Genomic DNA, 26,746 nt, shown 5'->3' with positions numbered 1-26,746 from the left:
GGGCGCGGGAGTGGGTGACCGTGCGGACGGTGGGCGGGGCCGGCGCCAGGGACATCCACGCCAGCGTGGCCACCACGATGACCAGTGTCTTCGGCACAGCGTCCCTCCCGGACACATCGATCCCCTCAGATCACTGTAAGTCACCATATGTAAACAAAATGTAGCCGATGGGTTCGGGTGTCGTCCGTTCAGCCCGCGGCGGCGTCCGTGCCCGGCGGGGCGATCCCGGTCGTGCGGGCCTCCGACGGCTCACGGTCGGGGCGCAGGCCGCGCCAGGACGGGTGGCGCAGCCTGCCGTCGCCGGTGACCTCGGCGTACTGCACCTCGCCGACCATCCGCGGTTCGACCCAGCGCGCGTCGCGGGCGTCCTCGCGCGGCACCGGCTCGTCGAACGGCGGGCCGGGCCGCTCCAGCGGCGCCAGGCGGTCGCGCAGGTCGCGGAGCACGGCCTCGGTGAACCCGGTGCCGACGTGCCCGACGAACCGCAGCCGCCCGTGCTGGTCGTACGCGCCGAGCAGCAGCGAGCCGATCGTGCCGGTGCGCCGCCCGCCTCCCGGTTTCCATCCGCAGATCACGACCTCGGTGGCGCTGACGTTCTTGACCTTGGTCCATTCGGAGCTGCGCCGGCCCGGCCGGTACGGCGAGTTCATCCGTTTGCAGACGACTCCTTCGAGCCCGAGCCGGCGGGAGGAGCCGACCGCCTGCTCGGCGTGGCCGGCGAACCAGACGGGCACCTGCCACCGGTACCCGGGTGTGAGCGTGCTCTCCAGGAGGTCCCTGCGCTCGGTGTACGGTCGCGCGATGACGGATTCGTCGCCGAGGTGCAGGATGTCGAACGCCATGAACGTCACCGGCACCGACCTGGTCAGTTCGGCCACGATCCGGGGGTTGCGCTGGTGCATGCGGGGTTGCAGCGCCTCGAAGCTGGGCCGTCCCGCCTCGTCGAAGGCGACGATCTCCCCGTCGATGACGGCCGGGCGCCCGCCGGTGGCGCCTCCCATGAGCTGCAGTTCGGGGTAGGCGGGGGTGATGTCCTTGGCGTTGCGCGACATCAGGCGTACGGCGCCGTCCTCGACGTAGGCGAGCGCGCGTACGCCGTCCCACTTCATCTCCACGGCCCAGCCCGTGCCCTGGACGGCGGTCAGGGTGCCGAGCTGGGCCAGCATCGGCCTGTAGGCAGGCAGCCGGACCATGGTGCTTGCCGTACCCCGTCGATCCGGCCGGCAGTGGCCGACGGGGGTCTACAGATGGTCAAGGGGCGTCTTCTCGACGAGGTCGGCGAGGTCGACGCCGTGCTCCCCGAGCTCGGCGACGGTGGCGCAGTAGCCGCGCAGGTAGCTTCTGCCGTCGACCTTGTGGGAGACGCGCAACAGCGGGCGATCATCGAGGATGATCGCCTCGACGAGGATGCCGCCGGGGCCGTGCCACTGTCCCATGCCGGAGAGGGTAAATGAATCGGACATACGGGACAAGCGATATGAAAGAACGTGCGTGACGAGGGGCGGTGGGCTCGCGGCCTGCCTCGCGCCGGCCGCGACACGCGCACGGCGTAAAGGTCCGTAACGTTAATTTTCCGTTGTCATGAGATTTCCGGGCATGGCGCGTTAACGAGTGTCCGGCGCGGGCAGTCACTAGGCACCTTCGGCTTTCCCCGGCCGTGGCCGTGCCCCCGTGACGGCCACGGCTCCCGCCCCGGCAGGCCCGGTCCGGGGTGACGGCGGCCGCGGGCGCGGCTTCGGCGAGCGCCGCCCCCGCGGCCGTCGCCTTTCACGTACGCATGGTCCGCATGGTGGACCGATGAGGATCCGCCGCCCGGACTCCGTAAACTGTGATGGTGATTTCCCGTATCGACATGCGCGGTTCGCTTCCCGCGGACCTGCGCGACGTGCTGCCCCGCGCCGAGCTCGACGTCGAGGCCGCCCTGGAGAAGGTGCGGCCCATCTGCGAGGACGTGCGCCATCGTGGGGCGGCAGCCGTACGGGAGCTGACCGCCAGGTTCGACGGTGTCGAGATCGCCACCACCCGCGTTCCCGCCGAGGCCCTCGAGCGGGCGCTGCGCGAGCTCGACCCCACGGTCAGGGCGGCGCTGGAGGAGTCGATCAGGCGGGCCAGGCTCGTCCACCGCGACCAGCGGCGCGCCGACGTCACCACCCAGGTCGTGCCCGGCGGCACGGTGACCGAGCGCTGGGTGCCGGTCGAGCGCGTGGGCCTCTACGTCCCGGGCGGCCGGGCGGTCTATCCGTCCAGCGTGGTGATGAACGTCGTGCCCGCCCAGGAGGCCGGCGTCGGCTCGCTGGCCGTGACCAGCCCGGCGCAGAAGGAGCACGGCGGGCTGCCGCACCCCACGATCCTGGCCGCGTGCGCGCTGCTCGGCGTCGGCGAGGTGCACTCCGCGGGCGGGGCCCAGGCGGTGGCCATGTTCGCCTACGGCACCGAGGACTGCCCGGCGGCCACGATGGTCACCGGTCCCGGCAACATCTACGTGGCGGCGGCCAAACGGCTGCTCAAGGGCCGCATCGGCATCGACTCCGAGGCCGGCCCCACCGAGATCGCCATCCTCGCCGACGACACGGCCGACCCGGTCCACGTCGCCGCCGACCTGATCAGCCAGGCCGAGCACGACACGATCGCCGCCGCCGTGCTGGTCACCACCAGCGCCGAGCTGGCCGACGCGGTCGACAAGGAGCTGCCGGGCCAGGTTTCCGCGACCAGGCACTCCGAGCGCATCACCGAGGCGCTGAGCGGCAGGCAGTCGGGCATCGTGCTGGTGAGCTCCGTCGACGACGGCCTCAAGGTCGTCGACGCCTACGCCGCCGAGCACCTGGAGATCCACACCGCCGACGCCGCGGCCGTCGCCGCCCGCGTCAGGAACGCCGGGGCGATCTTCGTGGGCGCCTACGCGCCCGTCTCGCTCGGCGACTACCTCGCCGGGTCCAACCACGTGCTGCCGACGGGCGGCTGCGCCTGTCACTCCGGCGGCCTGTCGGTGCAGTCGTTCCTGCGCGGCGTCCACGTCGTCGACTACTCCCGCGAGGCGCTCGCGGGAGCGGCGGCCCACGTGTCCGCCCTGGCCGACGCCGAAGACCTGCCCGCACACGGTGCCGCGATCCGCGCCCGTTTCGACTGGCGAGTGCCCACGGAGACCGAGTGAACCTCGACGACCTGCCCATCCGCGACGACCTGAGGGGCAAGACGCCCTACGGCGCGCCCCAGATCGACGTCCCGGTCCGGCTCAACACCAACGAGAACCCCTACCCGCCCTCGCCCCGCCTGGTCGACGACCTGGCCGAGGCGGTGCGGGCCCAGGCGGGCGAGCTCAACCGCTACCCCGACCGGGACGCCACAGACCTGCGCGCCGACCTGGCCGCCTATCTCGGCCACGGCCTGGCCACCGAGCAGGTGTGGGCCGCCAACGGCTCCAACGAGGTGCTCCAGCAGATCCTGCAGGCGTTCGGCGGCCACGGCCGCACCGCCATCGGGTTCGAGCCCTCCTACTCGATGCACCCGATCATCACCAGCGGCACCAGCACCGAGTGGATCCAGGCCGCCCGCGAGGACGACTTCTCGATCGACCCGGGCAAGGCCGTGGCCGCGATCGAGGAGCACCGGCCCGACATCGTGTTCCTGGCCTCGCCCAACAACCCGACCGGCACCGCCCAGCCGCTGGCCACGATCGAGGCGGTCCTGGCCGCCGCGCCGGGCGTCGTCGTGGTCGACGAGGCCTACGCGGAGTTCGCCCGCGAGGGCACCCCGTCGGCGCTCACCCTGCTGCCCGCCCATCCGCGGCTGATCGTCACCAGGACGATGTCCAAGGCGTTCGCCATGGCCGGCACCCGGCTCGGCTACCTCGCCGCGCACCCGGCCGTGGTGCAGGCGCTGCTGCTGGTGCGCCTGCCGTACCATTTGTCGACGCTCACCCAGACGGCGGCGCGCGTGGCGCTGCGGCACCGCGACGAGCTGCTGGGCACGGTCGACGCGCTGCGGCGCGAGCGCGACGACACGGTGGCGTGGCTGCGCTCCAAGGGCCTGCGGGTGGCCGACTCCGACGCGAACTTCGTGTTGTTCGGACGGTTCCCCGACCGGCGCGCCGTGTGGGAGGGCCTGCTGGAGCGCGGGGTGCTCATCCGCGAGGTGGGCCCGCCAGAATGGCTGCGGGTGTCGATCGGCACCGGCGAGGAGATGGCGGCGTTCCGCGCCGCCCTGGAAGGAGTGCTGTGAGTCGCGTCGGCCGCGTCGAGCGCGTTACGAAGGAGACCTCGGTCCTGGTGGAGGTCGGCCTCGACGGCACCGGCCGGGTCGAGGTGTCGACCGGGGTCGGCTTCTACGACCACATGCTGGCCCAGCTGGGCAAGCACGGCCTGTTCGACCTGACGGTCAAGACCGAGGGCGATCTGCACATCGACTCGCACCACACGATCGAGGACACCGCGCTCGCGCTGGGCGCGGCGTTCCGCGAGGCGTTGGGCGACAAGTCGGGCATCAGGCGCTTCGGCACCGCGTCGTGCCCGCTGGACGAGTCGCTGGCCCAGGTCACCGTCGATCTGTCCGGCCGCCCCTACCTCGTGCACTCCGAGCCCGAGGGCATGGCGCCGATGATCGGCCCCGAATACGACACGACGATGACCCGCCACATCCTGGAGTCGTTCGTCGCCCAGGCGGCGATCTGCCTGCACGTCCACGTCCCCTACGGGCGCAACGCCCACCACATCGTGGAGTCCCAGTTCAAGGCCCTGGCCAGGGCCCTGCGCGAGGCGTCGGAGCCCGACCCTCGCGCCACGGGGGTGCCGAGCACCAAGGGCGTCCTGTGACGGACAACCTCATCGCCGGGGTGATGGTCTTCATCGGGCTGTTCCTCATCGGCGGGGTGTTCTCCCTGGCCAAGCAGGGTCTCAAGGTCGGTGCGGCGGTCTGCGCGCTCGGCGCGGCGATGGCGATCACGGCGGGGGTGCTGTGGTGGTAAGGAAGAACGTGGTGGTGCTCGACTACGGGTCGGGCAACCTGCGCTCGGCAGAACGGGCGCTGGCCCGGGCCGGCGCCGACGTGAGGGTGACGTCCGACTTCGACGCCGCGCTGTCCTGCGACGGGCTCGTCGTGCCGGGCGTCGGCGCGTTCGAGGCGTGCATGACGGGCCTCAAAGGCGTGCGCGGCGAGCAGATCATCGGCCGCCGCCTGTCCGGCGGGCGTCCGGTGCTGGGCATCTGCGTCGGCATGCAGATCCTGTTCGCCCGTGGGGTGGAGCACGGCGTCGAGACCGAGGGCTGCGGCGAGTGGCCGGGCACGGTCGGCCGGATCGACGCCCCCGTCCTGCCCCACATGGGCTGGAACACCGTCAAGGCGCCCGCGGGCAGCGTGCTGTTCGCCGGGCTCGACCCCGCCACCCGCTTCTACTTCGTGCACTCCTACGGCGTGCGCGAGTGGGAGCTGCAGGCGGGCGACGGCTTCTCCGACCCGCTCGTCACGTGGGCCGAGCACGGCGTGCCGTTCGTGGCCGCCGTGGAGAACGGCCCGCTCATGGCCACCCAGTTCCACCCGGAGAAGTCCGGCGACGCAGGCGCCACCCTGCTGCGCAACTGGCTCGGCACCCTGTGAGCGGGCGAGCCGGCAGCCGGGAGGCCCGGTGAGCAAGGAACGCGCCCGGCGCAGGGCCGAGCGCGAGGCCGAGCGGGCCCGCGCCATCCGGGCCAACGAGCTGCGGCAGGCCCGCCGCGCGCGCCGCCGGGCTCTCTGGTCGCGGATGCTGCCGCGCCCGGCGCGGTTCGCCCGCCAGGGCGGCCTGCTCGCCCGCCGCCGCCGCGCCCAGAACGCCGTGGTGGCGCTCGGGCTCCTGCTCGTGCAGGTGCTCGTCTGGCTGATCTGGGGCTCGCTCCTGCTCAGCTTCGGTGTCCTCGTCCTGTCCCTGCTGCTCACACCCGTTGTCGTGACCCTTGCCTTCGACCGGAGGATCTGATGTCGCTGCTTCTGCTGCCCGCCGTCGACGTGGCCGACGGCCAGGCCGTACGCCTGACCCAGGGCGAGGCCGGCACCGAGACCCGCCACGGCGAACCGCTCGCCGCCGCGCTCGCCTGGCAGGAGGCCGGTGCCGAGTGGATCCACCTGGTCGACCTCGACGCCGCGTTCGGCAGGGGCGGCAACCGCGAGCTGATCGCCGAGGTCATCGGCAAGCTCGACGTGAACGTCGAGTTGTCCGGCGGCATCCGCGACGACGACTCGCTGGCCGCCGCGCTGGCCACCGGCTGCCGCCGGGTCAACATCGGCACCGCCGCCCTGGAGAACCCCGGCTGGTGCCGGAAGGTCATCGCCGAGCACGGTGACCGGATCGCGGTCGGTCTCGACGTGCGCGGCGACACGCTGGCCGCCCGCGGCTGGACCAAGGACGCGGGCGACCTGTGGGAGGTGCTCGACCGGCTCGAGGCCGACGGCTGCCCCCGCTACGTCGTCACCGACGTGACCAAGGACGGCATGCTCCAGGGGCCCAACCTCGACCTCTACCGCCGCATCTGCGCCCGTACCGACCGGCCGGTAGTGGCCAGCGGCGGCGTGTCCAGCCTCGATGACCTGGTCGCACTCGCCTCGCTCGTTCCCGACGGAGTGGAGGGGGCCATCGTGGGCAGGGCCCTCTACGCTCGCGCGTTCACGCTGGAAGATGCGCTTGCCGCGGTACGCGTGTAGTTCGCCGGGAGGGGGCGGGATGAGCGTCAGCAGCATCGGCATGGAGAACACCGGGCGGAGGGTGTTCTCCGGAGGCGTCTGGGAGGAAAGGTACGGTTACGCCCGCGCGGTCGTCGCGGGTGACCGGGTGATCGTGTCCGGGTGCACGGCCACCGTCGAAGGAGAGGTGCGCCACCTCGGCGACGCCTACGAGCAGGCACTGACCGCGATCGACATCGCGCTGACGGCCGTCGCGACCGGCGGCCTGACCCGCGACGACGTCGTCATGGTCCGCTATTACGTGGTGGAGCAGCGCCACTTCGACCCCGTCGGGCGCGCCATCCACGACGTCTTCCGCGACGTGCGCCCCGCCTGCACCGGGGTGCGCGTGGCCGGGCTGGTCGACCCTAGGATGCTGGTCGAGATCGAAATCGAGGCACTGCGAGCATGACCGTAGCCGTAAGAGTCATTCCCTGTCTCGACGTGGACGCCGGACGCGTCGTCAAGGGCGTCAACTTCGAGAACCTGCGCGACGCGGGCGACCCGGTCGAACTGGCCAGGCGCTACGACGAGGAGGGGGCCGACGAGCTGACCTTCCTCGACATCACCGCGTCGTCGGGCGAGCGCGAGACCATGCTCGACGTGGTGCGCAGGACCGCCGAGCAGGTGTTCATCCCGCTCACCGTGGGCGGCGGCGTGCGCACGGTCGACGACGTCAACCGGCTGCTGCGCGCCGGCGCCGACAAGGTGTCGCTCAACACCGCGGCCATCGCCCGGCCCGAGCTGCTCACCGAGGCGTCGAGGCGGTTCGGCGCCCAGTGCGTCGTGCTGTCCGTCGACGCCCGCCGCGCGCCGGGCACCCCGAGCGGCTTCGAGGTGACCACGCACGGCGGTCGCCGCGGCACCGGCATCGACGCGGTGGAGTGGGCCGCCCGCGGCGAGGAGCTCGGCGTGGGCGAGATCCTGCTCAACTCGATGGACGGCGACGGCACGCTCGACGGCTACGACCTGGAGATGCTGCGCGCGGTCCGGGCCGTCGTGCGGGTGCCCGTGATCGCCAGCGGCGGCGCCGGCCGCCTGGAGGACTTTCCTCCGGCGGTGGCGGCGGGCGCCGACGCGGTGCTGGCGGCCAGCGTGTTCCACTTCGGCACGTTGAAGATCTCCGAGGTCAAGGAGACGCTGCGGATGGCGGGCCATCCGGTCCGCTAGCGTCCTTCAGAACACCCGGAGGTGGTGGAACAGCTCGAAGGAGGCGTCCTGGGCGGCGAACGCGGCCGCCTCGGACCGCTTGACGGCCAGGTACGCACTGCGCCGCAACGGCCCGAGCGCCTCCATGAGCACCTCGTCCCCCTCCAGCGCGTCGAGCGCCTCGTCCAGTGACGACGGCAGGCGCTGGAAGCGGCCCGGCTGCGTGTCGGGGTCGACGTCCACCGCCGCGCCCGGGTCGAGCTTGCGCCGGATGCCGTCGAGGCCCGCGTGGATGACGGCGCCCAGCGACAGGTAGGGGTTGGCGGAGGAGTCGGACGGCTTCAGCTCCAGGTTGGGCTCCCCGGTGTCCCCGAGGGGCGAGCAGACGCGGACGGCGGCCTCGCGGTTGTCGGGGCCGTAAACGGCGTACGCGCTCGACCACATCCGGGGCGCCAGCCGCCGGAAGCTGTTGACGCTGCCGCAGGTCAGCGCGGTGAGGGCGGGCAGGTGGGCGATCAGGCCGCCGATGAAGCCGTCGCGGGTCTCGTCGTCGCCGGCGAAGACGTTGCGGCCGTCGCGCCACAGCGACAGGTGCAGGTGAGCGCCGTTGCCGGCCTGGTCGGCCAGCGGTTTGGGAGCCAGCGAGGCCCACAGCTGCATGCGCATGGCCACGCCGCGCACGGTCTCGCGGTAGAGGACGTGGTTGTCGGCGGCCCGCAGCGCCGGCGCGTGGTGGATCGACAGTTCCTGCTGGCCGGGGCCGAGCTCCGGGTGGTAGTGCTCGACGCGCAGGCCCTGCGTCTCCAGGGCGCGGATGAGCTTGATCGTGTAGTCGTGGGCGGTGTCGAAGCCGGTGGCCGCGTAGCAGAGCGAGTCGTCTATGGGCACCAGCCGGTCGGGGCCGCCGGACGGGTCGGGCAGGCGGCGGCCGAGCGTGAACTCCGGCTCGAACGCGGCGACCAGCGTGTAGCCCTCGGCGGCCAGTTCGGCGATGGCGTCCTTGAGGAAGGTCCGCGGGCACGCGCCCCACGGGGAGCCGTCAGGCAGCCGCAGATCGGACAGCATCGCCGCGGCACCTGGCGCCTGCGGCAATGTGACGTAGGTCGCGGGGTCGGGAACGATGCGCACCTCGCCCACCGGACCCATGTGCTCGACGTCCTGCAGGTGGTCGAGCATGTTCATGGCCATCATGGCCACTGTGTGCCCGATGCCGGTGTTGAGCCGTTCGGCCAGCCGTGACCGGGACGCCGCTTTGCCACGGATCACGCCTCCGTGGTCGGCGTACAGGAAACGGATCAGCTCGATGCCCTCAAGCTCGGCTCGCTCGAGGACGCGCCGCGCGGTGGCGCCGAGCTGATGGATCGTGGTGCCGCTCGGGCGATCTCTCATCCTGCCTGCGTAACACGATCCGGCAGCGCTTGGAAGCACCTCACGCAGACAGAACCGTAGGTCAGGGCGTCAGAACACTGGAGAAGAACGTGGCCAACTGATTGGCTCCCTGAAGAATTCCGTCGAACACACCGTTGACCGCGGCGGCGGCTTCGGCCGGCCGGGTGAACAGGTAGAAGACCACGAACGCGACAGCCACGTAGGTGATCACCTTCTTGACCTGCATGGGGGGCCTCCTGCAGTCCATTCCCAGCCGTATATACCCGGATCTGGGCGATCACTGGCATCTTCTATGAAGATGTTCATGATCCTAACCGGGGGGCTTCTTTCCTCTGCCATGGTAAGGGCTAGAGATGTGGCGTGAGCGCCGATGGCGCCGTGATTTGCGCCATCGGCGACCGGCTACATGCCGAGCGGGGCGTCGCGCAGCCGTTCGACGTTGCCGGGCGTGCCGGTGAGCTCCACCTTGGCGTGCGACTGACGTCCGAAGCAGAACATCAGCAACTCGCCGGCCCGGCCGGTGACCTCCACCTTGGGGCCTCCGCGCGGGCCCGCCAGCAGCACCCCGCCGCCCAGCCGGTGCAGCACCACGCCCACCGGGGCCCGGCGCAGCATCAGCCGGGCGCCGGACGACAGCCGCTTCCAGAAGAGCTCCTCCAGCTCGGCCGGCAGCTCGCGCGCCTCCCACGACGGCTGCGCGCGGCGGACGTCCTCGTGGTGGACGAAGAGCTCGATCGTGTTGACCGCCTCGTCGAGGGCCTTCACGAGACCGAACACGCCGCCGGGCCGGCGTACTTTGGCGACCAGCTCCGGATAGGGGTGCCTGGCCTTGAGCGCGTTCTGCACGGAGGCGGTGTAGCCGGCGAGGGGTCTGAGCGCGATGCCGCCCATCGCGTCGGGCCTGCGCTCGCGTAGCACCAGGTGAGCGGCCAGGTCGTAGGTGCTCCAGCCCTCGCACAACGTCGGCGCGTCGGGGCCGAGCTGGTCGAGCAGGTCGCAGAGCGCGGTGCGTTCGCCACGAGCGTGAGTCACACGGGCAACCCTACCCGTGGGAATAACGGGATGATCAGGAGTGATAGTGACATACGTAGAAATGCCGTGATGAGAGGACCCAACCGAGTGGCGAGCAAGGTCACCTCGGCCGTGATGCGTCAAGGACTGCGGGTCCTTGGGGTGGCCATTCGCGCAGAGAAGGTGGTGTTCGCGCTGGCGGTGCTGGCCAGCGCGGTCTACGGCGGGATGACCGTCGCCTCCGCCTGGGCCCTCGGGTGGGCGACCCAGAACGTCGTGCTGCCCGCCTTCGGCGAGGGCCGCGCCGTCGCGGGCGCGTTGTGGACGGGAACGTTTCTGATCCTGGGCACGGCGCTGCTCAAGGCACTGGGCGTGGCGGGCCGGCGCATCCTGGCCGGCATCCTGCAGTACCGCATGCAGGCCAGGTCGCGCAGGGACGTGACCAAGCAGTACCTGCGGCTGCCGCTGTCGTGGCACCACCGGCACCCGACGGGGCAACTGCTGTCGAACGCCGGCGCCGACGCCGAGGCCGCCTGGGCGCCGCTGGCGCCGCTGCCGATGGCCGTGGGCGTGATCGTCATGCTGATCACGGCGGCGGTCGCGATGGTGTTCACGGATCTCGTGCTGGCACTCGTCGGTTTCCTGATTTTTCCGGCGATCGCCGTACTGAATCTGGTTTATCAGCGCAAGCTCAGCCCGCTCGCCACCCGCGCGCAGCAACTGCGCGCCGAGGTCAGCGAGATCGCGCACGAGAGCTTCGACGGCGCGCTCGTCGTCAAGACCCTCGGCAGGGAGGAGCTGGAGACCGAACGGTTCCAGCGCCGCGCCCACGAACTGCGCGACGCCAACATCGCGGTCGGCCGGGTGCGCGGGCTGTTCGACCCGATGCTGGAGGCGCTGCCCACGATCGGCGTGCTCGCGGTGCTGGCCGTCGGCTCGGCCCGGCTGTCCGGCGGCTCGATCGACGCCGGCGACCTCGTCGAGGTCGCCTACCTGTTCACGCTGCTGGCCTTCCCGATCAGGGCGCTCGGCTGGGTGCTGGCCGAGCTGCCGCGCAGCGTCGTCGGCTGGCGGCGGGTGCAGGACGTGCTGGACGCGAGCGGCTCCATGGAGTACGGGCAGGCCGTCCCGGCCTCGTCCACGCCCGCCCGGCTGGAGGTACGCGACGTGTCGTACTCCTACGGCGAGGCCGAGGTGCTGCACGAGGTGACCTTCGACGTGCCCGCAGGGCGCACCGTGGCGCTCGTCGGGCCCACGGGCTCGGGCAAGTCCACCCTCGTGCAGCTGCTCGTCAGGCTCGTCGACCCCGACAGGGGGCAGGTGCTGCTCGACGGCGAAGACGTGCGGGAGCTGGCCCATGGCCGCATCGCCGAGTCGGTCGCGCTGGTCCCGCAGCAGACGTTCCTGTTCGACGACACCGTGCGCGGCAACATCGCGCTCGGCCTCGAGACCGGTGACGAGGACGTGCGGGCCGCCCTGCGCCTGGCGCAGGCCGACGGTTTCGTCGGGGGGCTGGCCGACGGGCTCGACACGCGCGTCGGCGAGCGCGGCGCCTCGCTGTCCGGCGGCCAGCGCCAGCGCATCGCGCTCGCCCGCGCGGTCGTGCGCCGGCCGCGCCTGCTCATCCTCGACGACGCGACCTCCAGCGTGGACCCGCAGGTCGAGGCCAAGATCCTGTACGGGCTGCGGGACGCCGCCGAGGCCTCGACCGTCGTGGTCGTCGCCTACCGCATGGCGACCATCGCCCTCGCCGACGAGGTCGTCTACCTCGACCACGGCCGGGTCGTCGACCGCGGCCCGCACGACGAGCTGATCATGCGCTGCGCCGGCTACCGCAACCTGGTGACCGCCTACGAGCGCGAGGAGGCCGAGCGCGCCGCCATCGACGTGCCGGCCGGAGAAGAAGAGGAGGTCAGCGCATGACGGCCGAGGTCATCCGGGGCAACTCCGAGCGCTCCGCGCTGGCCACCATCCGGCAGGGGCTCTCGCTCACGCCGGAGTTCCGCAAGGGACTGGTGGTCACGCTGCTGCTGGCCGTCGTCGCCACCGTCGGCAAGATCATCGTACCGATCGCCGTCCAGCAGACGATCGACACCGGACTCAAGACCGGCACCCCGGACACCGCCTACGTCACCAGGGCGATCCTGATCTGCGCGGGCGCGGTGCTGCTCACGGCCGCCGCCGCGTACGTCATGAACGTCCGCCTCTACAGGGCGACCGAATCGTCGCTGGCCACCCTGCGCGTGCGCGGGTTCCGGCACGTGCACGACCTGTCCGTGCTCACCCAGAACACCGAGCGCCGCGGCGCCCTGGTCTCGCGCGTCACCAACGACATCGACCAGATCAGCACGTTCATGCAGTGGGGCGGGCTGATGATCATCGTGGCGTTCGGGCAGCTGTTCGTGGCCACCGTGCTGATGTTCGTCTACTCCTGGCAGCTCACGCTGCTCGTCTGGTTGTGCTTCATCCCGTTGATGATCGCGCTGCCGCGCTTCCAGAAGTTGTTGTCGCGGGCGTACACGACCGTGCGCGAGCGCACCGGCGACATGCTGGCCGCGATCAGCGAGTCCGTCGTCGGCGCCACCGTCATCAGGGCGTACGCATCGGAGCGCCGTACGGCCGAGCGCATCGACCAGGCGGTCGACGCCAACAAACGCGCCCAGACCAGGGCGCAGACCATCGTCGGCTTCGTCTTCCCGCTCACCGAGATCGTGGCCGCCCTCGCCATCGCCGGCATCGTGCTGATGGGCGTGCGGCTCGGCTTGTCGGGTGACATCACGCAGGGCGAGCTGGTGGCGTTCCTGTTCCTGATCACCCTGTTCGTCTCGCCGCTCCAGACCGCCACCGAGGTGCTGAACGAGGCCCAGAACGCCGTCGCGGGCTGGCGGCGCGTGCTCGGCGTCATCGACACCCCGCCGGACGTGGCCGACCCCGGCGACAAGGGCGTCGAGCTGCCCAGGGGCCCCATCTCGGTCGCCTTCGAGGACGTGCACTTCTCCTACCCCGGAGGCGTGCCCGTGCTGCGCGAGGTCACCCTGGAGATCCCGCCGCGCTCGCGCGTCGCCGTCGTGGGGGAGACCGGGTCGGGCAAGACCACGTTCGCCAAGCTCCTGACGCGGCTCATGGACCCGGGAGCGGGCCGCGTCACCGTGGACGGCCACGACCTGCGCCACATCCGCTTCTCCTCCCTGCGCGAACGCATCGTCATGGTCCCCCAGGACGGCTTCCTGTTCGACGGGACGCTGGAGGAGAACATCCGCTACGGCAAGCCGTCCGCCACGACCGACGAGATCCTGCTCGCGATGACCGAGCTGGGCCTGACCGACTGGCTCGAAGGGCTGCCCGCCGGCCTGGACACGGCCGTCGGCCAGCGCGGCGAGTCGCTGTCGGCGGGCGAGCGTCAGCTCGTCGCCCTGGCCCGCGCCTACCTCGCCGACCCCGACCTGCTCCTGCTGGACGAGGCCACCTCGGCGGTCGACCCGGCCACCGAGGTACGGCTGGCGCGGGCCCTGGAGGGCGTCACCCGAGGCCGCACCGCCATCTCGATCGCGCACCGCCTGTCCACGGCGGAGAACGCCGACGAGGTGCTGGTCTTCGACGGAGGCCGGCTGGTGCAGCGCGGTCACCACTCGGAACTGGTGGGCCGGCCGGGCGTGTACGCCGACCTGCACGCCTCGTGGATCTCGGCCGCCCACTCGTGACCGGGACGGGGGCCACGAGCGCCCGATCACCGTCGGAAGGGAAAGACGAACGTCACGGTCGTGCCGCGCGGCCCCGACACGATCAGGACGTGCTCGCACACCATGCGCGTCAGCCACAGCCCCCGCCCTCCGAAGTCCAGCCCTCTGGGCGGCCGCGTGTCGCCCAGCCATCCGGGCGGCAGCCCCGGGCCGTCGTCGGAGACCTCGCACCACAGGCACCCGTCCCGCGACCACACCCGTAACCGCCCGTGGCCTCCGCCGTGCAGCACCGCGTTGGTGGTGACCTCGTTGACCGCCAGCACGAAGTCCTCGAGGCGCCGGCCCGCCAGCCCCGCGCGGGCGGCGTGCTCCGTCACGGTCCTGCGCAGCCCCGTGATATGCCCCCGCGCGAAGCTGACACGGAGCATCCGGCTATCCATCGCGCACCCGCCGGACCGCGGCGAACCCGGCCGGCTCGTGCCGCCCGTGCTCGGGCGCCGCCCGGAGAGCGGAGCTGACGACGTACACCACGGCGGTCCTCCCACAGGACGCTCGGGAACCCGAAAGTACTCCGCTCGGCGCCGTCACGTACCGCATTCTCGGTAAAACCCACCGTGACGCGGCGCGGACAGGTGTACCTTTTCGGCGGGGCCGCCCACGGGAGGGGTCATGAGGAGCATGGGCGCGGATGTGCTGGAGATGACGCGACGCCGACACGGAGACCTCGTGGTGGTGAGCCTGACGGGGGAGGTCGACGTCGACAACGTCTCCCAGGTCAGGAAATGCCTCGACGAGGCGGTGGCCGACCACGGTCCGCGGCTGGTCGTCGACATGACCGGGCTGAGCTTCATCGACACGACGGGGCTCGGCGTGCTGGTCCGCGTGCTGGCCGCCCTGCGCGACAGGGACGGCACGATGGCTCTGGTGGCGCCTCCAGGGCAGGTGCTGCGGCGGCTGCGCAGGACGAACCTGGCGCCGCTGTTCTCCATCTACGACACCCTTCCCCAAGCCCTGACCTGAGGCTCGCGCCGGTGGCGGGGGCGGCGGCGCCGGCTGGTTGAATGGGTGCATGTCCCTTGACGCCACGATCGCCGCGCGGTTGAAGCGCAACCCCGACGGCCTGGTCCCCGCGATCGCCCAGCAGTACGACACCGGCGAGGTGCTCATGCTGGCCTGGATGAACGACGAGGCGCTGCATCGGACGCTCACCACCGGCAGGGCCACCTACTGGTCGCGCAGCCGCGCGCAGCTCTGGGTCAAGGGCGCGACCTCCGGCCACGCCCAGCTCGTCAAGTCCGTGGCGCTCGACTGCGACGGCGACACCATCCTGGTCAAGGTCGACCAGGTCGACGGGGCCTGCCACACGGGCGATCGCACCTGCTTCGACGCCGGCCCGCTAGAGCTCGCGCCGAGCTAGGAGAGCGGATGGAGCCCGAGGTGCGCACGTCCAGGCGCGGCGAGCTGTGGGGCTGGGTGGTCATGACGGCCCTCGGCTGCCTCCTCGTGCTGTGGGCCGCCGGTCAGGCATGGGTGACGGTCGTGGGCGGCGGCGCCGCGACGCAGGCGCCGAGCGGCGGCGAGCTGAGCCCCGTGCTCAGTCCCGTGGCGCTGGCCGGGCTGGCCGGAGTGGTCGCGGTGCTGGCCACGAAGGGCGCAGGACGCCGGGCCGTCGGGGTGCTGCTCGCCCTGTGCGGGGCCGGCGCCGCGGTGGCGACGTGGGCGGCGCTGTCGGCCGGCACCGTGAGCGAACGCCTGCGCGAGCTGAACGTGTTGTCCGGCGCCACCGGCCTGTCCTGGGAGGTCGCGCCGCTGTGGCCCGCCGTGACGGCCGTCGGAGCGGTCCTGCTGATGGCCGGGGGCGTGCTGGCGGTCCTGCGCGGCGGCCGGTGGGCGGGCATGTCGGCCCGCTACGACCGGGCGGCGGCCGAGCCCTCGGCAAGGGTGAGCGACGACCGGTCGCTCTGGGACGCGCTCGACCGCGGGGACGACCCCACCGATCACCCAACCGGCCGGCGCTGAGCCGGTCGGCGGTTACGAAACCTCCACTGTTGTGGACCTGCGGGCGCCGGGCAAACGTTTCCTCAATAAGCTGCCGTTGCAACTCGCCACGGACATCGAGGGAGCCGGCTCATGAGCTACGGGGATCAGGGCGGTAGCGGCGGATACGGCGCGCAGCCTCCAGGGGGCGGTTACGGCCAGCAGCCCCCCGGCGGTGGCGGCGGTTACGGTCAGCAGCCCCCGAGCGGCGGTGGCTACGGGCAGCAGCCGCCCACCGGCGACCAGTCATACGCCTAGGGTCAACAGCCGCCGAGCTACGGCGGCGGTTACGGTCAGCAGCCCCCGAGCTACGGCGGTTATCCGCAGCAGGGCTACGGCTACCACCAGCCCAGGTCCACCAACGGGATGGCGGTGGCCTCGCTCGTCCTCGGCATCATCGGCCTGGTCTTCTGCGGCCTGACCAGCATCCCCGGCGTCATCCTCGGGCATGTCGCGCTCAACCGGATCAAGCGCACCGGCGAGGAGGGCTCGGGCATGGCCATCGGCGGCCTCGTCACGTCCTACATCACGGTCGCGATCTGGCTCCTGTGCTGGCTCATATTCGGCGGTATGCTCCTTTCCTTCATCGGGATCGCGAGTACCGCCGGCAGCACGGTGGATTACCAGTAGGCGGCACGCGGCTCCTGTAGCCGGACCGTGACGGCGTGCTTGCGGTCCGATTACGAATTGTCCGCAAAAATCGACGTTGATCCACGTAGGACATGGTTTCTCGCTAGGCTGCCGCGCGAACTGGATCCGAAGATGACGACATGAGGGGTCTTTAGCATGAGTTACGGAAACCAGGGCGACGGCGGCTACGGCGCCCAGCCGCCCGGAGGCGGTTACGGCCAGCAGCCCCCCAGCGGTGGCGGTTATGGCCAGCAGCCCCCGAGCGGTGGTGGTTACGGTCAGCAGCCCCCGAGCGGCGGCGGCTATGGCCAGCAGCCGCCCAGTGGCGGTGGTTACGGTGGCTACGGCCAGCAGCCCCCGAGCGGCGGCGGTTACGGTCAGCAGCCGCCGAGTGGCGGTGGTTACGGTGGCTACGGCCAGCAGCCGCCCGGTGGCGGCGGCTACGGCGACGGCGGTTACGGCCAGCCGCCCGGCGGCGGTTACGGCGGCGGCGGCAACCCGCCCGACAACCAGCTCGTCCCGGCCATCCTCACGACCCTGTTCTGCTGCCTGCCGCTCGGCATCGTGGCGCTCGTCAAGTCGTCGCAGGTGAACTCGAAGTGGCAGGTCGGCGACTATCAGGGTGCGATGCAGGCCGCCGACGAGGCCAAGACCTGGTGGAAGCGGAGCCTGATCTTCGGCGCCATCGGCATCGTCCTCGGCATCATCGCGTACATCGTGTTCTTCTTCATCCTGGCCGCGAGCGTGTCCACGTACTCGTACTCGACGTACTGAGCCGGCGCGACGGCGGTCAGCGGACGCTGGAAGGCGGATACTGAAGGCATGGGCATCGCAACAACCGGGCGGCGGGGCACGGATCGCGTCAGGCGCCTGCTCGCGCCGCTCGGTGTTGCCGCGGGCGTGGGCGCCGCGTTCGCGGTCGTCGGCGTGGTCGACCCCAACGAGCCCGGCCACTATCCGACCTGCCCGTTCCTGTGGCTCACCGGCCTCTACTGCCCTGGCTGCGGCACGATGCGCACCATGCACGCCCTCGCGCATCTCGATCCGGTCGCCGCGCTGGGGCTCAACCCGCTCGCCGTGGCCATGACCCCGTTCCTGCTGTTCTGGTGGGGGCGATGGGTGGTGCGCGCCTGGCAGGGCCGGCCCAGGCGGACGACGCTGGCGCATCCGGCGTGGCTGTGGGCTTTCATCGCGGTCGTCATGGTCTACTGGGTGGTCCGTAATCTGCCTGTCGGCGCGTTCCTCGCCCCCTAGGCAGGGCCGGTGGTGAGGTGACCCCGTGGGGGCCGATACCATCGCAGGACAAGGCGGAGAGCGTACGCGAGGCGAACTCCCCGCCACCCCCACTGTCGACCGGAGGGACTCCAAGCGCGTGAGTGAGCGGAAGGAAGGGCCGAGCGTCCTCGACGGCATCCTTGACGGGGTGCGCGCCGACCTCGCCGCACGCCAGCAGACCGTGTCCATGGACGAGCTCAAGCAGCGAGCCGAGCGGGCTCAGCCGCCCAGGGACGCGATGGCCGCGCTCGGAGGCGACAGGATCTCGGTGATCGCCGAGGTCAAGCGGTCCAGCCCGTCCAAGGGCGCGCTCGCCGCGATCGCCGATCCCGCGGCGCTGGCCTGCGACTACGAAGCGGGCGGGGCCCACGTCATCAGTGTGCTGACCGAGCGCCGCAAGTTCGGGGGCAGCCTCGAAGACCTGGCCGCGGTCCGTTCCCGGGTCGACATCCCGGTCCTGCGCAAGGACTTCATCCTCACCTCCTACCAGCTCTGGGAGGCCAGGGCCCACGGCGCCGACCTGGCGCTGCTGATGGCCGTCTGCCTGGAGCAGGAGGCGCTGGTGTCGCTGATCGAGCGGGCTGAGTCGATCGGGCTCACCCCGCTGGTCGAGGTGCACACCGAGGAGGAGCTCGAACGAGCGGTCGCCGCGGGAGCCCGGGTCATCGGGGTCAACGCCCGCAATCTGAAGACACTCGAGGTCGATCGCGACGTCTTCGCGAAGCTGGCGCCGAAGATCCCCGATAATGTGATCAAAATCGCCGAGTCGGGGGTGCGCGGCCCGCACGACCTGCTGGCCTACGCCAGAGGCGGCGCCGACGCCGTCCTGGTGGGGGAGAGCCTGGTCACCGGCAAGGATCCGCGCAAGGCCGTGGAGGCGCTGGTGACGGCCGGCGCCCATCCGTCGACGCGCCCCGACCACTCAGCAGAGGGATAGCAGTGGCACACGAAGGCTCCATCCTGACCGCCGCCGACCTGGCGGGCAACGGCGCGCGCGGCGACGACCCCGACGTGCACGGCAAGTTCGGCATCTTCGGCGGCAGATATGTGCCGGAGGCGCTCATCCCGGCGCTCGACGAGGTGGCCGCGGTCTATGAGAAGGCCAAGAACGACGCGCAGTTCCTGAGCGAGTTCGACCACCTGCTGCGCACCTACGCGGGCCGTCCCACCACGCTGACCGAGGTGCCGCGCTTCAGCGAGCAGGCCGGTGGTGCCAGGATCGTGCTCAAGCGGGAGGACCTCACCCACACCGGCGCCCACAAGATCAACAACGTGCTCGGCCAGGCACTGCTGACCAAGCGCCTGGGCAAGAAGCGGGTGATCGCCGAAACCGGCGCCGGCCAGCACGGCGTCGCCACCGCGACCGCCGCGGCCCTGCTCGGCCTGGAGTGCGTCATCTACATGGGCGCGGTCGACTGTGAGCGCCAGGCACTCAACGTCGCCAGGATGAAGCTGCTCGGCGCGACCGTGGTGCCGGTCACCAACGGCTCGCAGACGCTGAAGGACGCCATCAACGAGGCGTTCCGCGACTGGGTGACCAACGTCGACACCACCCACTACCTCTTCGGCACGGTCGCGGGCCCGCACCCGTTCCCCGAGATCGTGCGCGACTTCGCCCGCATCATCGGTGTCGAGGCCCGCCGTCAGATGCTCGAGCTGACCGGCCGGCTGCCCGACGCGGTGTGCGCCGCGGTGGGCGGCGGCAGCAACGCGATCGGCGCCTTCCACGCGTTCATCGGCGACGAGGGCGTGCAGTTGCACGGCTACGAAGCCGCCGGGCGCGGCCTGGAGAGCGGCGAGCACGCGCTCACCCTCACCTCCGGCTCGGTCGGCGTGCTGCACGGCTCGCGCACCTACGTCCTGCAGGACGACGAGGGCCAGACCATCGAGTCCCACTCGATCTCCGCCGGGCTCGACTACCCGGGCGTCGGCCCCGAGCACGCCTGGCTGAAGGACTCCGGCCGCGCCGTCTACCACGGCGTCACCGACGACGAGGCGATGGCCGCCTTCTCGCTGCTGGCCAGGACCGAGGGCATCATTCCCGCCATCGAGTCCTCCCACGCCCTGGCGGGTGCGCTGGAGCTCGGCCGCGAGCTCGGCCCCGAGGCGACCATCCTGGTCAACCTGTCCGGCCGAGGTGACAAGGACATGGGCACGGCGATGAAATACTTCGACCTCTGAGGCCTCATGAGGCCCCCAGATCTCCGAGCCGTCGGAAGACGTCGGGCCCCGGGGGGCATCCGAGGCCTTCAGGACCACTGAGACGCCGGGGCCATGCGGATCCGCCGACGGCCTGCGCTCGAGCTACGAGAGGCCGGCCGCTCATTGCGCGGTCTTCCGCGACACCCCGGGCCTTCAGCGGCGCGGAGGATTCTGGGCGGGCGCGCGGCAGGGCATCATGGTGAGACTCGACTTTCGAAACGGACAGACATGACGACTCTTCAGACGGTTTTCGCCAAGGCGAAGGCGGACAACCGGGCCGCGCTCGTCGGCTACCTGCCCGCGGGGTTCCCGTCCAAGGACGGCGCCGTCGCCGCCGCCACGACCCTGGTCGAGGCCGGCTGCGACGTCATCGAGATCGGCCTGCCCTACTCCGACCCGCTCATGGACGGCCCCACCATCCAGGACGCCGTGCACCGGTCGCTGGTCAACGGCACGCGCATCGCCGACGTGATGCGTACGGTCGAGGGGGTCGCCGCCACCGGGGCCGCCACACTCGTCATGACCTACTGGAACCCCATCGACAAATACGGTGCGGAGCGCTTCGCCCGTGACCTGGCCGACGCGGGCGGCGCGGGCACGATCACGCCCGACCTGACGCCCGAGGAGTCGGAGCCGTGGCGGGCGGCCTCGGCGGGCGCCGGCATCGACACCGTGTTCCTGGTGGCGCCCAGCTCGACCGACCAGCGCATCAAGGCCGTCGTCGACTGCTGCACGGGCTTCGTCTACGCGGCCTCGCTGATGGGCGTCACGGGTGCCAGGGAGAGCGTCAACGCCGCCGCCGAGGGCCTGGTGCAGCGCACCCGCGCCCACACGGACCTGCCGGTGTGCGTGGGTCTCGGGGTCGGCACCGGAGCCCAGGCGGCCGAGGTGGCGGCCTACGCCGACGGCGTCATCGTGGGGTCGGCGTTCATCCGCCGCATGCTCGACGCCCCCGACGAGGCCGCGGGCCGTGACTCGATCGCCGTCCTCGCAAGAGACATGTCCAAAAGCGTGCGCCGCTGACGTCCGCGCCTCACGCGGGGCGCAGGTCGGCGTAGAGCCTGGAACGAGGGTTGTAGACGCCGCTGGGCACGAGATACAGGTTGAGCGCCACCTGCATCAGCACCAGCCACACGGCATACTGCACGGCGCTGAGGCCGGGGACGACGTCGATCGGCAGAACGTGGGCCATGACGACCCGCACGGCGGCGTCGACGATCAGGCCGACACCGTAGATGACGGTCGCCACCCGCCACACCCTGCGGAAGCGGGGCAGCCGATGCCACAACATGTCCCACGACTCGCGGGGCCCGAGCCGCCCTTCGGCCATGAGCCTGGTGAACACGAAGGCCAGCGGCCTGTCGCCGCGCACGGTCACCAGGAACCACAGGCCGCCGGCGGCCATGAACCAGCCGTCCTTGGCCAGCAGCAGCCTCGGGTCGTGGACCAGCAGGGCGACCGCGGCGCCGGTGAGCATCATGGTCGTCATGAACACGCCGACCCTGTCGGGCCTGCGGCGGCGTACGAGGTCGGAGACGACACCGAGGCCGGGGACGAACGAGCAGATGAGCAACGCGGCGTAGGCGCCGACGCCGGCGGCGCGCAGGAGGTAGTAGAGGCCGATGGGTACGCCCACGTCCACCGCGAGGGTGAGCAGCCCCCTGTTCCCGGCGCTCATGGGCGCGTGGCCCTGGCGAACATCCCGGCCAGCTCGTCGGCATATTCGGTCAGGTCGGCGTCCGGCTCCGCCTCCAGCAGGAAGGGCAGCCCGTCGAGCGCCCGCTGGATCGCCATCGCCATCACGCGGGTGTTGAACGTGGCGAACTCGCCGCTGACCTGGCCCATGACGAGGATGCGTTCGACGTGACCCAGCACCGACAGGTCCGTGGCCGCGTCCTGCGCGGTAGAGCCGCCCTCGGGCCTGAAGTTGAGGAAGATCTCCGTGGCGGCGCGCATCTCGGCGCGGTGGCCCGCGATGTACTCCACCAGCGAGCGGATGTAGGCGTCGAGCGCGGCGCCCGGCGTGGTCGCGGCGCTCACCCTGGCGGTCACGAACGCCGCCAGGTCGCTGTAGATCGTGCCGATCGCCTTGCTGATCAGCTCGTCCTTGCTGTCGAAGTGGTAGGAGATCAGCCGCGTGCTGCTGAGCCCGGCCCGCTCGGCGATCTTGGAGTAGGACGCCTGGCGGTAGCCGCTCTCGGCGATCGTCGCGATGGCCGCGGCGACGATCTGCGCCCGCCGCGCGGTGCTCGTCACCGAATCCTCCCGCCTTACCTGCATGAGTAATTCTTAATTCACCCAAGTAAATAGCGCAACTCGGAGAGCCTGGAAGGGGAAGCGGCTTAGCCGACGCTTATCGTGAACGTGATCGGATGGGAACCCGGTACTGTGCCCATCTCGGCACAGAGAAAGAGGAGATGACCCGTGGCCGCGTCACAACCGTCACATCGAGCTACGTCGGCGATACCCTGGGTGACGGTCGTCGCCCGGCTGGTCCTGGGCGGGGTGCTGATCGTGGCGGGCGCGCTCAAGATCGGCAACCCGACGGACTCCGTGGTGGCGGTCAAGGCTTACCAGTTGCTGCCCGAGTCGGTCGCCGTCCCGGTGGGCTACGCCCTGCCGATGCTGGAGATCGTGGTCGGCGTGCTGCTGGTCGTCGGTCTGCTGACCAGGGTGGCCGCGGTGGTCGCGGGGCTGCTCATGTTCGCGTTCGTCTTCGGCATCGCCTGGGCCTGGGCGAACGGCCTGCGGATCGACTGCGGTTGCTTCGGCGGCGGCGGCCAGCTGGGACAGGGGCAGGAGCCCACCTACCTGCTCGACATCCTGCGTGACTTCGGCCTCGTGCTACTCGGCGCCTGGATCACGCGGTTCCCGCCGGGTCGCCTGGCTCTCGACGGAGCACTCGGCCTGGGAGGCGATACTCGTGATGTGGAGGACGAAGGATGAGCAAGGGGCAGCGGACGAAGGCCATGTCGAAGTCAGCGCGTGACAAGATCAAGGAACAGCAGGCCGCCGCTCGCGCGCAGGAGCGGCGCAGGAAGATCGTGACCTACGTCGCCGCCGGGGCGGTCGCGGTGGCCGCGGTCGGAGCGGGCTGGTGGTACGCGGCCAGCAACTCGCGTTCGGAGGAGGCCTCCGGCGCGCTCGCCCCCATCACGGTGCAGCCCGACGGCGCCGCCGTGATGGCCAAGCAGGGCGTCACGGGGCCTGTGGTCGACATCTATGAGGACTTCCAGTGCCCCGCCTGCAAGGAGCTCGAGCGGGTCAGCGGCCAGACGTTCAAGAACCTCGCCGCCGAGGGCCTGGCCAAGGTGGTCTACCACCCCATCACGATCTTCTCCCAGGAGCCGACGAAGTCCAACTCCGTACGCGCGGGCAGCGCCTCCCGGTGCGTGGCCGACGGCAAGCAGTGGATGGCCTTCCACGACCTGCTCTTCGAGAACCAGCCGCCCGAGACCGAGCCGGGTTTCCAGCCCGACCAGCTCGTTCAGTGGGGCAAGGACGCCGAGATCACGTCGCCGGAGTTCGAGCAGTGCGTCACCTCGGGCAAGCACGCCCAGACGCAGCTGTCGTACAGCAAGAAGGTCAGTGACGAACAGAAGCTCGACCATACGCCGACCGTGAAACTGAACGGCATAGAAATAGACAACGGGGTACTCTTCAGCCCACGAGAGTTGCGCGAAGAGATTACGAAGGCGGCCAAGTAGCCGCACTTCCGCTACCCTCACCTGACATGCCCCTAGCCTCGATTCCCAGCCCCTCCCAAGGGGTCTGGTATCTCGGAATCATCCCGATCCGGGCTTATGCGCTCTGCATTGTGCTCGGCGTCATCGTCGCTGTCTGGCTGAGCGAGCGGCGCTGGCGCGCTCGTGGTGGCGAGAAGGGGACGATCATCGATCTCGCGGTCCCCGCGGTCATCTTCGGCCTGATCGGCGGACGCCTCTACCACGTCATCACCGACTGGCAGACCTATTTCGGCAGCCGCGCGATCAAGGAGCCCATCCAGGCGCTGTTCATCTGGGAGGGCGGTCTCGGCATCTGGGGCGCCGTCGCGCTCGGCGGCGTCGGCGTCTGGCAGTTCGTGCGCAAGCGCGGCATCTCCCTGGGCGCCGTCGCCGACACGGTCGCCCCCGGCATCGCCTTCGCCCAGGGCATCGGCCGCTGGGGCAACTGGTTCAACCAGGAGCTGTACGGCGGGCCGACCACGCTGCCGTGGGGGCTGGAGATCGACGTCGCCCACGGGGGAGAGCCCGGCGTCCTCTACCACCCGACGTTCCTGTACGAGTCGGTGTGGGACATCGCGCTCGGCTTCCTGCTGCTGTTCGCGGGGGCGCGGTTCAGGCTGCACCACGGGCGGCTGTTCGCCCTCTACGTCGCCGGCTACACGCTCGGCAGGTTCTGGATCGAGGGCCTGCGCATCGACCCGGTCGGCGGGGTCGATCACGCCGTGACCTTCCTGGGGCTGCGGATCAACCAGTGGACGTCGATCCTGCTGTTCGTGGGCGCGCTGGTCTACCTCTGGGTGAAACGGAACAAGGACGACGAAGAGGTCATTGTGCCCTTGTCCGAGCTCCCGGATCCGGCGCACGTGTCCGGCCAGGCCGACCCCGGCTCGCCCGACGCGCCCGGCCCGGCGGCCTCCGGCGACGCCGCCGGGGCGTCCGGCGAAGGGCCGGGCGGTCCACCTCCTGAGGCGGGGGCGACGACATCCTCAGCGGGGGATGAGACGGCCGGGGCTGACCCGGACGCGAGCGACGGGGTGACCGTAGGCCAGGCGGCAACCGCGAACGACACGACCGCGAACGACGCAACGGCGAACGATGCGGACGCCAACGACGCGGTCGACGGTGGCGGGGCCGAGGGTGGCGCGGTCGCCAACGACGCGGCCGGCGGTGGCGAGGCCGATCGCGGGCGGCAGGGCGACGACCCGGCGCCCGGCGAGCCGGAGGAGGCCCCTGACGGTGAAGCCGTGACGAGGGGGAAGAACTCGCGATGAGCGGTCGCGCGGAGGCTCGCCACCAGCACCGCGACGTCACCGGAGGCTGGTTGCGGCCCTCGGTGTTCGGCGCGATGGACGGTCTGGTGTCGAACTTCGCGCTGATCGCGGGTGTCGCGGGTGGCACCGCCGACACCAGGGTCATCTCCCTTGCCGGGGTCGCGGGTCTGGCCGCGGGCGCGCTGTCCATGGCGGGCGGCGAATACGTCTCGGTGGCGAGCCAGCGTGAGCTGGCCCAGGCCGAGATCGCCGTCGAACGCCGCGAGCTCGCCCGCCACCCCGACGACGAACAAGCCGAGCTGGCGCAGACGTTCGTCGACCGGGGCGTGTCCCCGGAGCTCGCGGCCGAGGTGTCCCGGCAGATCTCCCGCAACCCCGACCAGGCGCTGGAGGTGCACACCCGTAACGAACTCGGCGTGGCCCCCGGTGAGCTGCCGTCGCCGACCCTGGCCGCAGTGTCGTCATTCCTGTCGTTCGGCGTGGGTGCGGTGCTGCCGCTGCTGCCGTACCTCCTCGGGGTTTCGAGCCTGACGGTGTCGGCGGTGCTCTCCTGCGCGGCCCTGTTCGCCGCGGGCGCGCTGGTCTCCACGGTGACCGCCCGCACCTGGTGGTATTCCGGCCTGAGGCAGCTCGTGGTGGGAGGGGTGGCCGCCGCGGTCACGTTCGCGCTGGGCAGCCTGATCGGAGCGGCGGCGCTGTGATGGCCAGGAGAAGAGCCACCCCCGGCTCCGGCAACCCCTCGAAGCGCTCCCGGCCCGCGGCCGACCCCCAGGGTGCCGGTGGGCGTAGCGGGGAATGGCCGGTCGCGGACGGCCGGCCTGCTCGGGACGCCCTGGACGGCGGTGGTCGTGCGGCTGGCGGGCGTAGTGGTGAGTGGCCTGCCGCGGACGGCCTTGGTGGCCGGTCTGCGTCGGGCGGTTCTGGCGGTGGTCGTGCGGCTGGTGGGCGTAGTGGTGGCTGGCCTGCCGTGGATGGCTCGGGCGAGGGGTGGTCCGCCTCGGGCGCACCTGGCGGTGGAGGACATGCTGCAGGTGGGCGCAGCGGGGAGTGGCCCGCGAGCGCTCATGGCGGCGGGTCGCTGCCCGGAGCCGGGGGCCTTCCCGCGGAGGGTACGGACTGGTCGCAGGGTTCCCGTGGCCGGAGGGGGCGGGCACGTGGCCGCAGGCAGCAGGACGCACCCGACCCAGACGTGACGAACTCCCGTGGCCGGTCAGCGGACGGTGATGACCGGCCTTCGGGTCAAGCCGGCGGCGGTTGGCCCGCTGCGGCGAGCGGGGAGGGCGACGGCGGCCGGCCGCCCCGCACGCGCGGAGGACGCAGATCGTCCCGCCGGGCTGCCGCCGACCCACCCGCCGGCGATCCGGGCGCCGGGCCGTTCGGAGCCGGTCCCCATACCGGGCCGTTCGCCGCGGGGGACGCGGCGGGGGGCTTCCATGACAGCGCCGGGCAGCCCGGGCCGGGAGGCGGTGGCTGGTTCCGCGACGACGGTCCCGCCCACAGCCCCGGCCGACCCGGCAGCGAGGGGGACGTCGGCCGGCCACAGGGTCGGCGAAGCGCCGGCCGGTCCGGTGGTGGCGAGGGCGGTGGCCGGTCCCGGCGGCGGGGTGCTGCGCGGTCTGGTGATGAGAATGCCGGTTGGTCGGAGGACCCGCGGCGTGGCGGCTGGGCCGGTGGTGGTGAGGATGGTGGC

33 protein-coding genes are annotated in these 26,746 nt (G+C 71.3%); 25 read left to right on the top strand and 8 right to left on the bottom strand.

The window, feature by feature from the left end; all coding sequences use genetic code 11:
* Nucleotides 1-188: 188 nt before the first annotated feature.
* Together ligD and E1295_RS34375 are read right to left on the bottom strand one after the other, a co-directional pair.
* Nucleotides 189-1,193, bottom strand: a complete 1,005-nt coding sequence (ligD, locus tag E1295_RS34380; protein ID WP_132637095.1) for a non-homologous end-joining DNA ligase — start codon at nt 1,191-1,193, stop codon at nt 189-191.
* 48 nt (nt 1,194-1,241) lie between these two features.
* A complete protein-coding gene (locus E1295_RS34375; protein WP_132637093.1) occupies nt 1,242-1,436 on the bottom strand; it encodes a hypothetical protein in 195 nt (64 codons plus the stop codon).
* 398 nt (nt 1,437-1,834) lie between these two features.
* Between E1295_RS34375 and hisD the strand changes: the two genes are divergently transcribed.
* The 9 genes from hisD to hisF are packed head-to-tail and all read left to right on the top strand — an operon-like array spanning nt 1,835 to nt 7,857.
* A complete protein-coding gene (gene hisD / locus E1295_RS34370; protein ID WP_132637101.1) occupies nt 1,835-3,151 on the top strand; it encodes a histidinol dehydrogenase in 1,317 nt (438 codons plus the stop codon).
* Nucleotides 3,148-4,218, top strand: coding sequence for a histidinol-phosphate transaminase (locus tag E1295_RS34365; RefSeq protein WP_132637091.1), 1,071 nt, complete (start codon nt 3,148-3,150; stop codon nt 4,216-4,218). Before hisD ends, E1295_RS34365 begins: the two co-directional genes overlap by 4 nt.
* On the top strand, nt 4,215-4,808 hold the full coding sequence (gene hisB, locus E1295_RS34360; RefSeq protein ID WP_132637089.1) for an imidazoleglycerol-phosphate dehydratase HisB: 594 nt from the start codon (nt 4,215-4,217) through the stop codon (nt 4,806-4,808). Before E1295_RS34365 ends, hisB begins: the two co-directional genes overlap by 4 nt.
* Nucleotides 4,805-4,960, top strand: coding sequence for a hypothetical protein (locus E1295_RS49145; protein ID WP_166427542.1), 156 nt, complete (start codon nt 4,805-4,807; stop codon nt 4,958-4,960). Before hisB ends, E1295_RS49145 begins: the two co-directional genes overlap by 4 nt.
* On the top strand, nt 4,951-5,589 hold the full coding sequence (hisH, locus tag E1295_RS34355; protein ID WP_132637087.1) for an imidazole glycerol phosphate synthase subunit HisH: 639 nt from the start codon (nt 4,951-4,953) through the stop codon (nt 5,587-5,589). Before E1295_RS49145 ends, hisH begins: the two co-directional genes overlap by 10 nt.
* A gap of 28 nt (nt 5,590-5,617) precedes the next feature.
* Nucleotides 5,618-5,947: a hypothetical protein gene (locus E1295_RS34350; RefSeq protein WP_132637085.1), complete on the top strand. Its 330-nt coding sequence runs from the start codon at nt 5,618-5,620 to the stop codon at nt 5,945-5,947.
* A complete protein-coding gene (gene priA / locus E1295_RS34345; protein WP_132637083.1) occupies nt 5,947-6,669 on the top strand; it encodes a bifunctional 1-(5-phosphoribosyl)-5-((5-phosphoribosylamino)methylideneamino)imidazole-4-carboxamide isomerase/phosphoribosylanthranilate isomerase PriA in 723 nt (240 codons plus the stop codon). Before E1295_RS34350 ends, priA begins: the two co-directional genes overlap by 1 nt.
* Nucleotides 6,670-6,688: 19 nt before the next feature.
* Nucleotides 6,689-7,099, top strand: coding sequence for a Rid family hydrolase (locus tag E1295_RS34340; RefSeq protein ID WP_132637081.1), 411 nt, complete (start codon nt 6,689-6,691; stop codon nt 7,097-7,099).
* Nucleotides 7,096-7,857, top strand: a complete 762-nt coding sequence (gene hisF / locus E1295_RS34335) for an imidazole glycerol phosphate synthase subunit HisF (RefSeq protein ID WP_132637079.1) — start codon at nt 7,096-7,098, stop codon at nt 7,855-7,857. Before E1295_RS34340 ends, hisF begins: the two co-directional genes overlap by 4 nt.
* A gap of 6 nt (nt 7,858-7,863) precedes the next feature.
* Here the strand turns inward: hisF and E1295_RS34330 are convergent, their stop codons facing one another.
* From E1295_RS34330 to E1295_RS34325, 3 genes are all read right to left on the bottom strand, one after another.
* Nucleotides 7,864-9,225, bottom strand: coding sequence for a glutamine synthetase family protein (locus E1295_RS34330; RefSeq protein WP_132637077.1), 1,362 nt, complete (start codon nt 9,223-9,225; stop codon nt 7,864-7,866).
* Between the two features lie 61 nt (nt 9,226-9,286).
* Nucleotides 9,287-9,451 (bottom strand): hypothetical protein, encoded by a 165-nt coding sequence (locus E1295_RS49140; protein ID WP_165959967.1) that lies wholly within the window; start codon nt 9,449-9,451, stop codon nt 9,287-9,289.
* Between the two features lie 176 nt (nt 9,452-9,627).
* Nucleotides 9,628-10,257, bottom strand: a complete 630-nt coding sequence (locus E1295_RS34325) for a TIGR03085 family metal-binding protein (protein WP_132637075.1) — start codon at nt 10,255-10,257, stop codon at nt 9,628-9,630.
* Nucleotides 10,258-10,326: 69 nt separating this feature from the next.
* On the opposite strand from E1295_RS34325, the gene E1295_RS34320 reads away from it, so the two are divergent.
* Together E1295_RS34320 and E1295_RS34315 are read left to right on the top strand one after the other, a co-directional pair.
* The gene (locus E1295_RS34320) at nt 10,327-12,159 is read left to right on the top strand and encodes an ABC transporter ATP-binding protein (protein ID WP_166427545.1); all 1,833 of its coding nucleotides are present in this window, start codon (nt 10,327-10,329) and stop codon (nt 12,157-12,159) included.
* Nucleotides 12,156-13,937: an ABC transporter ATP-binding protein gene (locus tag E1295_RS34315; RefSeq protein WP_132637073.1), complete on the top strand. Its 1,782-nt coding sequence runs from the start codon at nt 12,156-12,158 to the stop codon at nt 13,935-13,937. The genes E1295_RS34320 and E1295_RS34315 overlap by 4 nt, the downstream gene beginning before the upstream one ends.
* Nucleotides 13,938-13,963: 26 nt before the next feature.
* On the opposite strand, the gene E1295_RS34310 is transcribed toward E1295_RS34315, so the two are convergent.
* Entirely contained in the window at nt 13,964-14,344 is a 381-nt protein-coding gene (locus tag E1295_RS34310) for an ATP-binding protein (RefSeq protein WP_220449033.1), read from the bottom strand.
* A 271-nt stretch (nt 14,345-14,615) separates the two neighbouring features.
* Between E1295_RS34310 and E1295_RS34305 the strand changes: the two genes are divergently transcribed.
* The 10 genes from E1295_RS34305 (at nt 14,616) to trpA (ending at nt 21,083) form a co-directional block, all read left to right on the top strand.
* On the top strand, nt 14,616-14,936 hold the full coding sequence (locus E1295_RS34305) for an STAS domain-containing protein (protein ID WP_166427544.1): 321 nt from the start codon (nt 14,616-14,618) through the stop codon (nt 14,934-14,936).
* A gap of 49 nt (nt 14,937-14,985) precedes the next feature.
* Nucleotides 14,986-15,333 carry a phosphoribosyl-AMP cyclohydrolase gene (hisI, locus tag E1295_RS34300; protein ID WP_132637067.1) on the top strand — a complete coding sequence of 116 codons (348 nt, stop codon included), beginning with the start codon at nt 14,986-14,988 and terminating at the stop codon, nt 15,331-15,333.
* A gap of 8 nt (nt 15,334-15,341) precedes the next feature.
* Nucleotides 15,342-15,935 (top strand): Trp biosynthesis-associated membrane protein, encoded by a 594-nt coding sequence (locus tag E1295_RS34295; RefSeq protein ID WP_132637065.1) that lies wholly within the window; start codon nt 15,342-15,344, stop codon nt 15,933-15,935.
* A 111-nt stretch (nt 15,936-16,046) separates the two neighbouring features.
* Entirely contained in the window at nt 16,047-16,211 is a 165-nt protein-coding gene (locus tag E1295_RS49800; RefSeq protein ID WP_181958093.1) for a hypothetical protein, read from the top strand.
* Between the two features lie 108 nt (nt 16,212-16,319).
* Complete coding sequence (locus E1295_RS49795) at nt 16,320-16,583, top strand: DUF4190 domain-containing protein (RefSeq protein ID WP_181958092.1); 264 nt, start codon at nt 16,320-16,322, stop codon at nt 16,581-16,583.
* A gap of 156 nt (nt 16,584-16,739) precedes the next feature.
* On the top strand, nt 16,740-17,357 hold the full coding sequence (locus E1295_RS34285) for a CD225/dispanin family protein (protein WP_132637063.1): 618 nt from the start codon (nt 16,740-16,742) through the stop codon (nt 17,355-17,357).
* A gap of 48 nt (nt 17,358-17,405) precedes the next feature.
* A complete protein-coding gene (locus tag E1295_RS34280) occupies nt 17,406-17,837 on the top strand; it encodes a DUF2752 domain-containing protein (protein ID WP_132637061.1) in 432 nt (143 codons plus the stop codon).
* 118 nt (nt 17,838-17,955) lie between these two features.
* A complete protein-coding gene (gene trpC, locus E1295_RS34275) occupies nt 17,956-18,795 on the top strand; it encodes an indole-3-glycerol phosphate synthase TrpC (protein WP_132637059.1) in 840 nt (279 codons plus the stop codon).
* Nucleotides 18,796-18,815: 20 nt separating this feature from the next.
* On the top strand, nt 18,816-20,039 hold the full coding sequence (gene trpB / locus E1295_RS34270) for a tryptophan synthase subunit beta (RefSeq protein ID WP_132637097.1): 1,224 nt from the start codon (nt 18,816-18,818) through the stop codon (nt 20,037-20,039).
* 249 nt (nt 20,040-20,288) lie between these two features.
* Nucleotides 20,289-21,083, top strand: a complete 795-nt coding sequence (gene trpA, locus E1295_RS34265) for a tryptophan synthase subunit alpha (protein ID WP_132637057.1) — start codon at nt 20,289-20,291, stop codon at nt 21,081-21,083.
* 10 nt (nt 21,084-21,093) lie between these two features.
* On the opposite strand, the gene E1295_RS34260 is transcribed toward trpA, so the two are convergent.
* Both E1295_RS34260 and E1295_RS34255 read right to left on the bottom strand, forming a co-directional pair.
* Nucleotides 21,094-21,738: a VC0807 family protein gene (locus E1295_RS34260; RefSeq protein WP_132637055.1), complete on the bottom strand. Its 645-nt coding sequence runs from the start codon at nt 21,736-21,738 to the stop codon at nt 21,094-21,096.
* Complete coding sequence (locus E1295_RS34255; protein ID WP_166427543.1) at nt 21,735-22,316, bottom strand: TetR family transcriptional regulator; 582 nt, start codon at nt 22,314-22,316, stop codon at nt 21,735-21,737. Before E1295_RS34255 ends, E1295_RS34260 begins: the two co-directional genes overlap by 4 nt.
* 216 nt (nt 22,317-22,532) lie before the next feature.
* Here E1295_RS34255 and E1295_RS34250 point away from each other — a divergent pair, with 216 nt between their 5' ends.
* The 4 genes from E1295_RS34250 to E1295_RS34235 all read left to right on the top strand — a co-directional run bounded on the left by E1295_RS34250 (nt 22,533) and on the right by E1295_RS34235 (nt 25,757).
* A complete protein-coding gene (locus E1295_RS34250) occupies nt 22,533-23,006 on the top strand; it encodes a MauE/DoxX family redox-associated membrane protein (protein ID WP_132637051.1) in 474 nt (157 codons plus the stop codon).
* Nucleotides 23,003-23,767, top strand: coding sequence for a DsbA family protein (locus E1295_RS34245; RefSeq protein ID WP_132637049.1), 765 nt, complete (start codon nt 23,003-23,005; stop codon nt 23,765-23,767). Before E1295_RS34250 ends, E1295_RS34245 begins: the two co-directional genes overlap by 4 nt.
* Before the next feature lie 110 nt (nt 23,768-23,877).
* Nucleotides 23,878-25,056, top strand: coding sequence for a prolipoprotein diacylglyceryl transferase (lgt, locus tag E1295_RS34240; RefSeq protein ID WP_246080693.1), 1,179 nt, complete (start codon nt 23,878-23,880; stop codon nt 25,054-25,056).
* Nucleotides 25,053-25,757 carry a VIT1/CCC1 transporter family protein gene (locus E1295_RS34235; protein WP_132637045.1) on the top strand — a complete coding sequence of 235 codons (705 nt, stop codon included), beginning with the start codon at nt 25,053-25,055 and terminating at the stop codon, nt 25,755-25,757. Before lgt ends, E1295_RS34235 begins: the two co-directional genes overlap by 4 nt.
* The last annotated feature ends 989 nt before the right edge of the window (nt 25,758-26,746 follow it).

The organism is Nonomuraea mesophila, from assembly GCF_004352805.1.
In the GTDB taxonomy this organism is placed as follows: Bacteria; Actinomycetota; Actinomycetes; order Streptosporangiales; family Streptosporangiaceae; genus Nonomuraea; species Nonomuraea longispora.
Note: the sequence above shows the minus strand (reverse complement) of the source record. Positions and strands in the feature narration are given on the sequence as shown.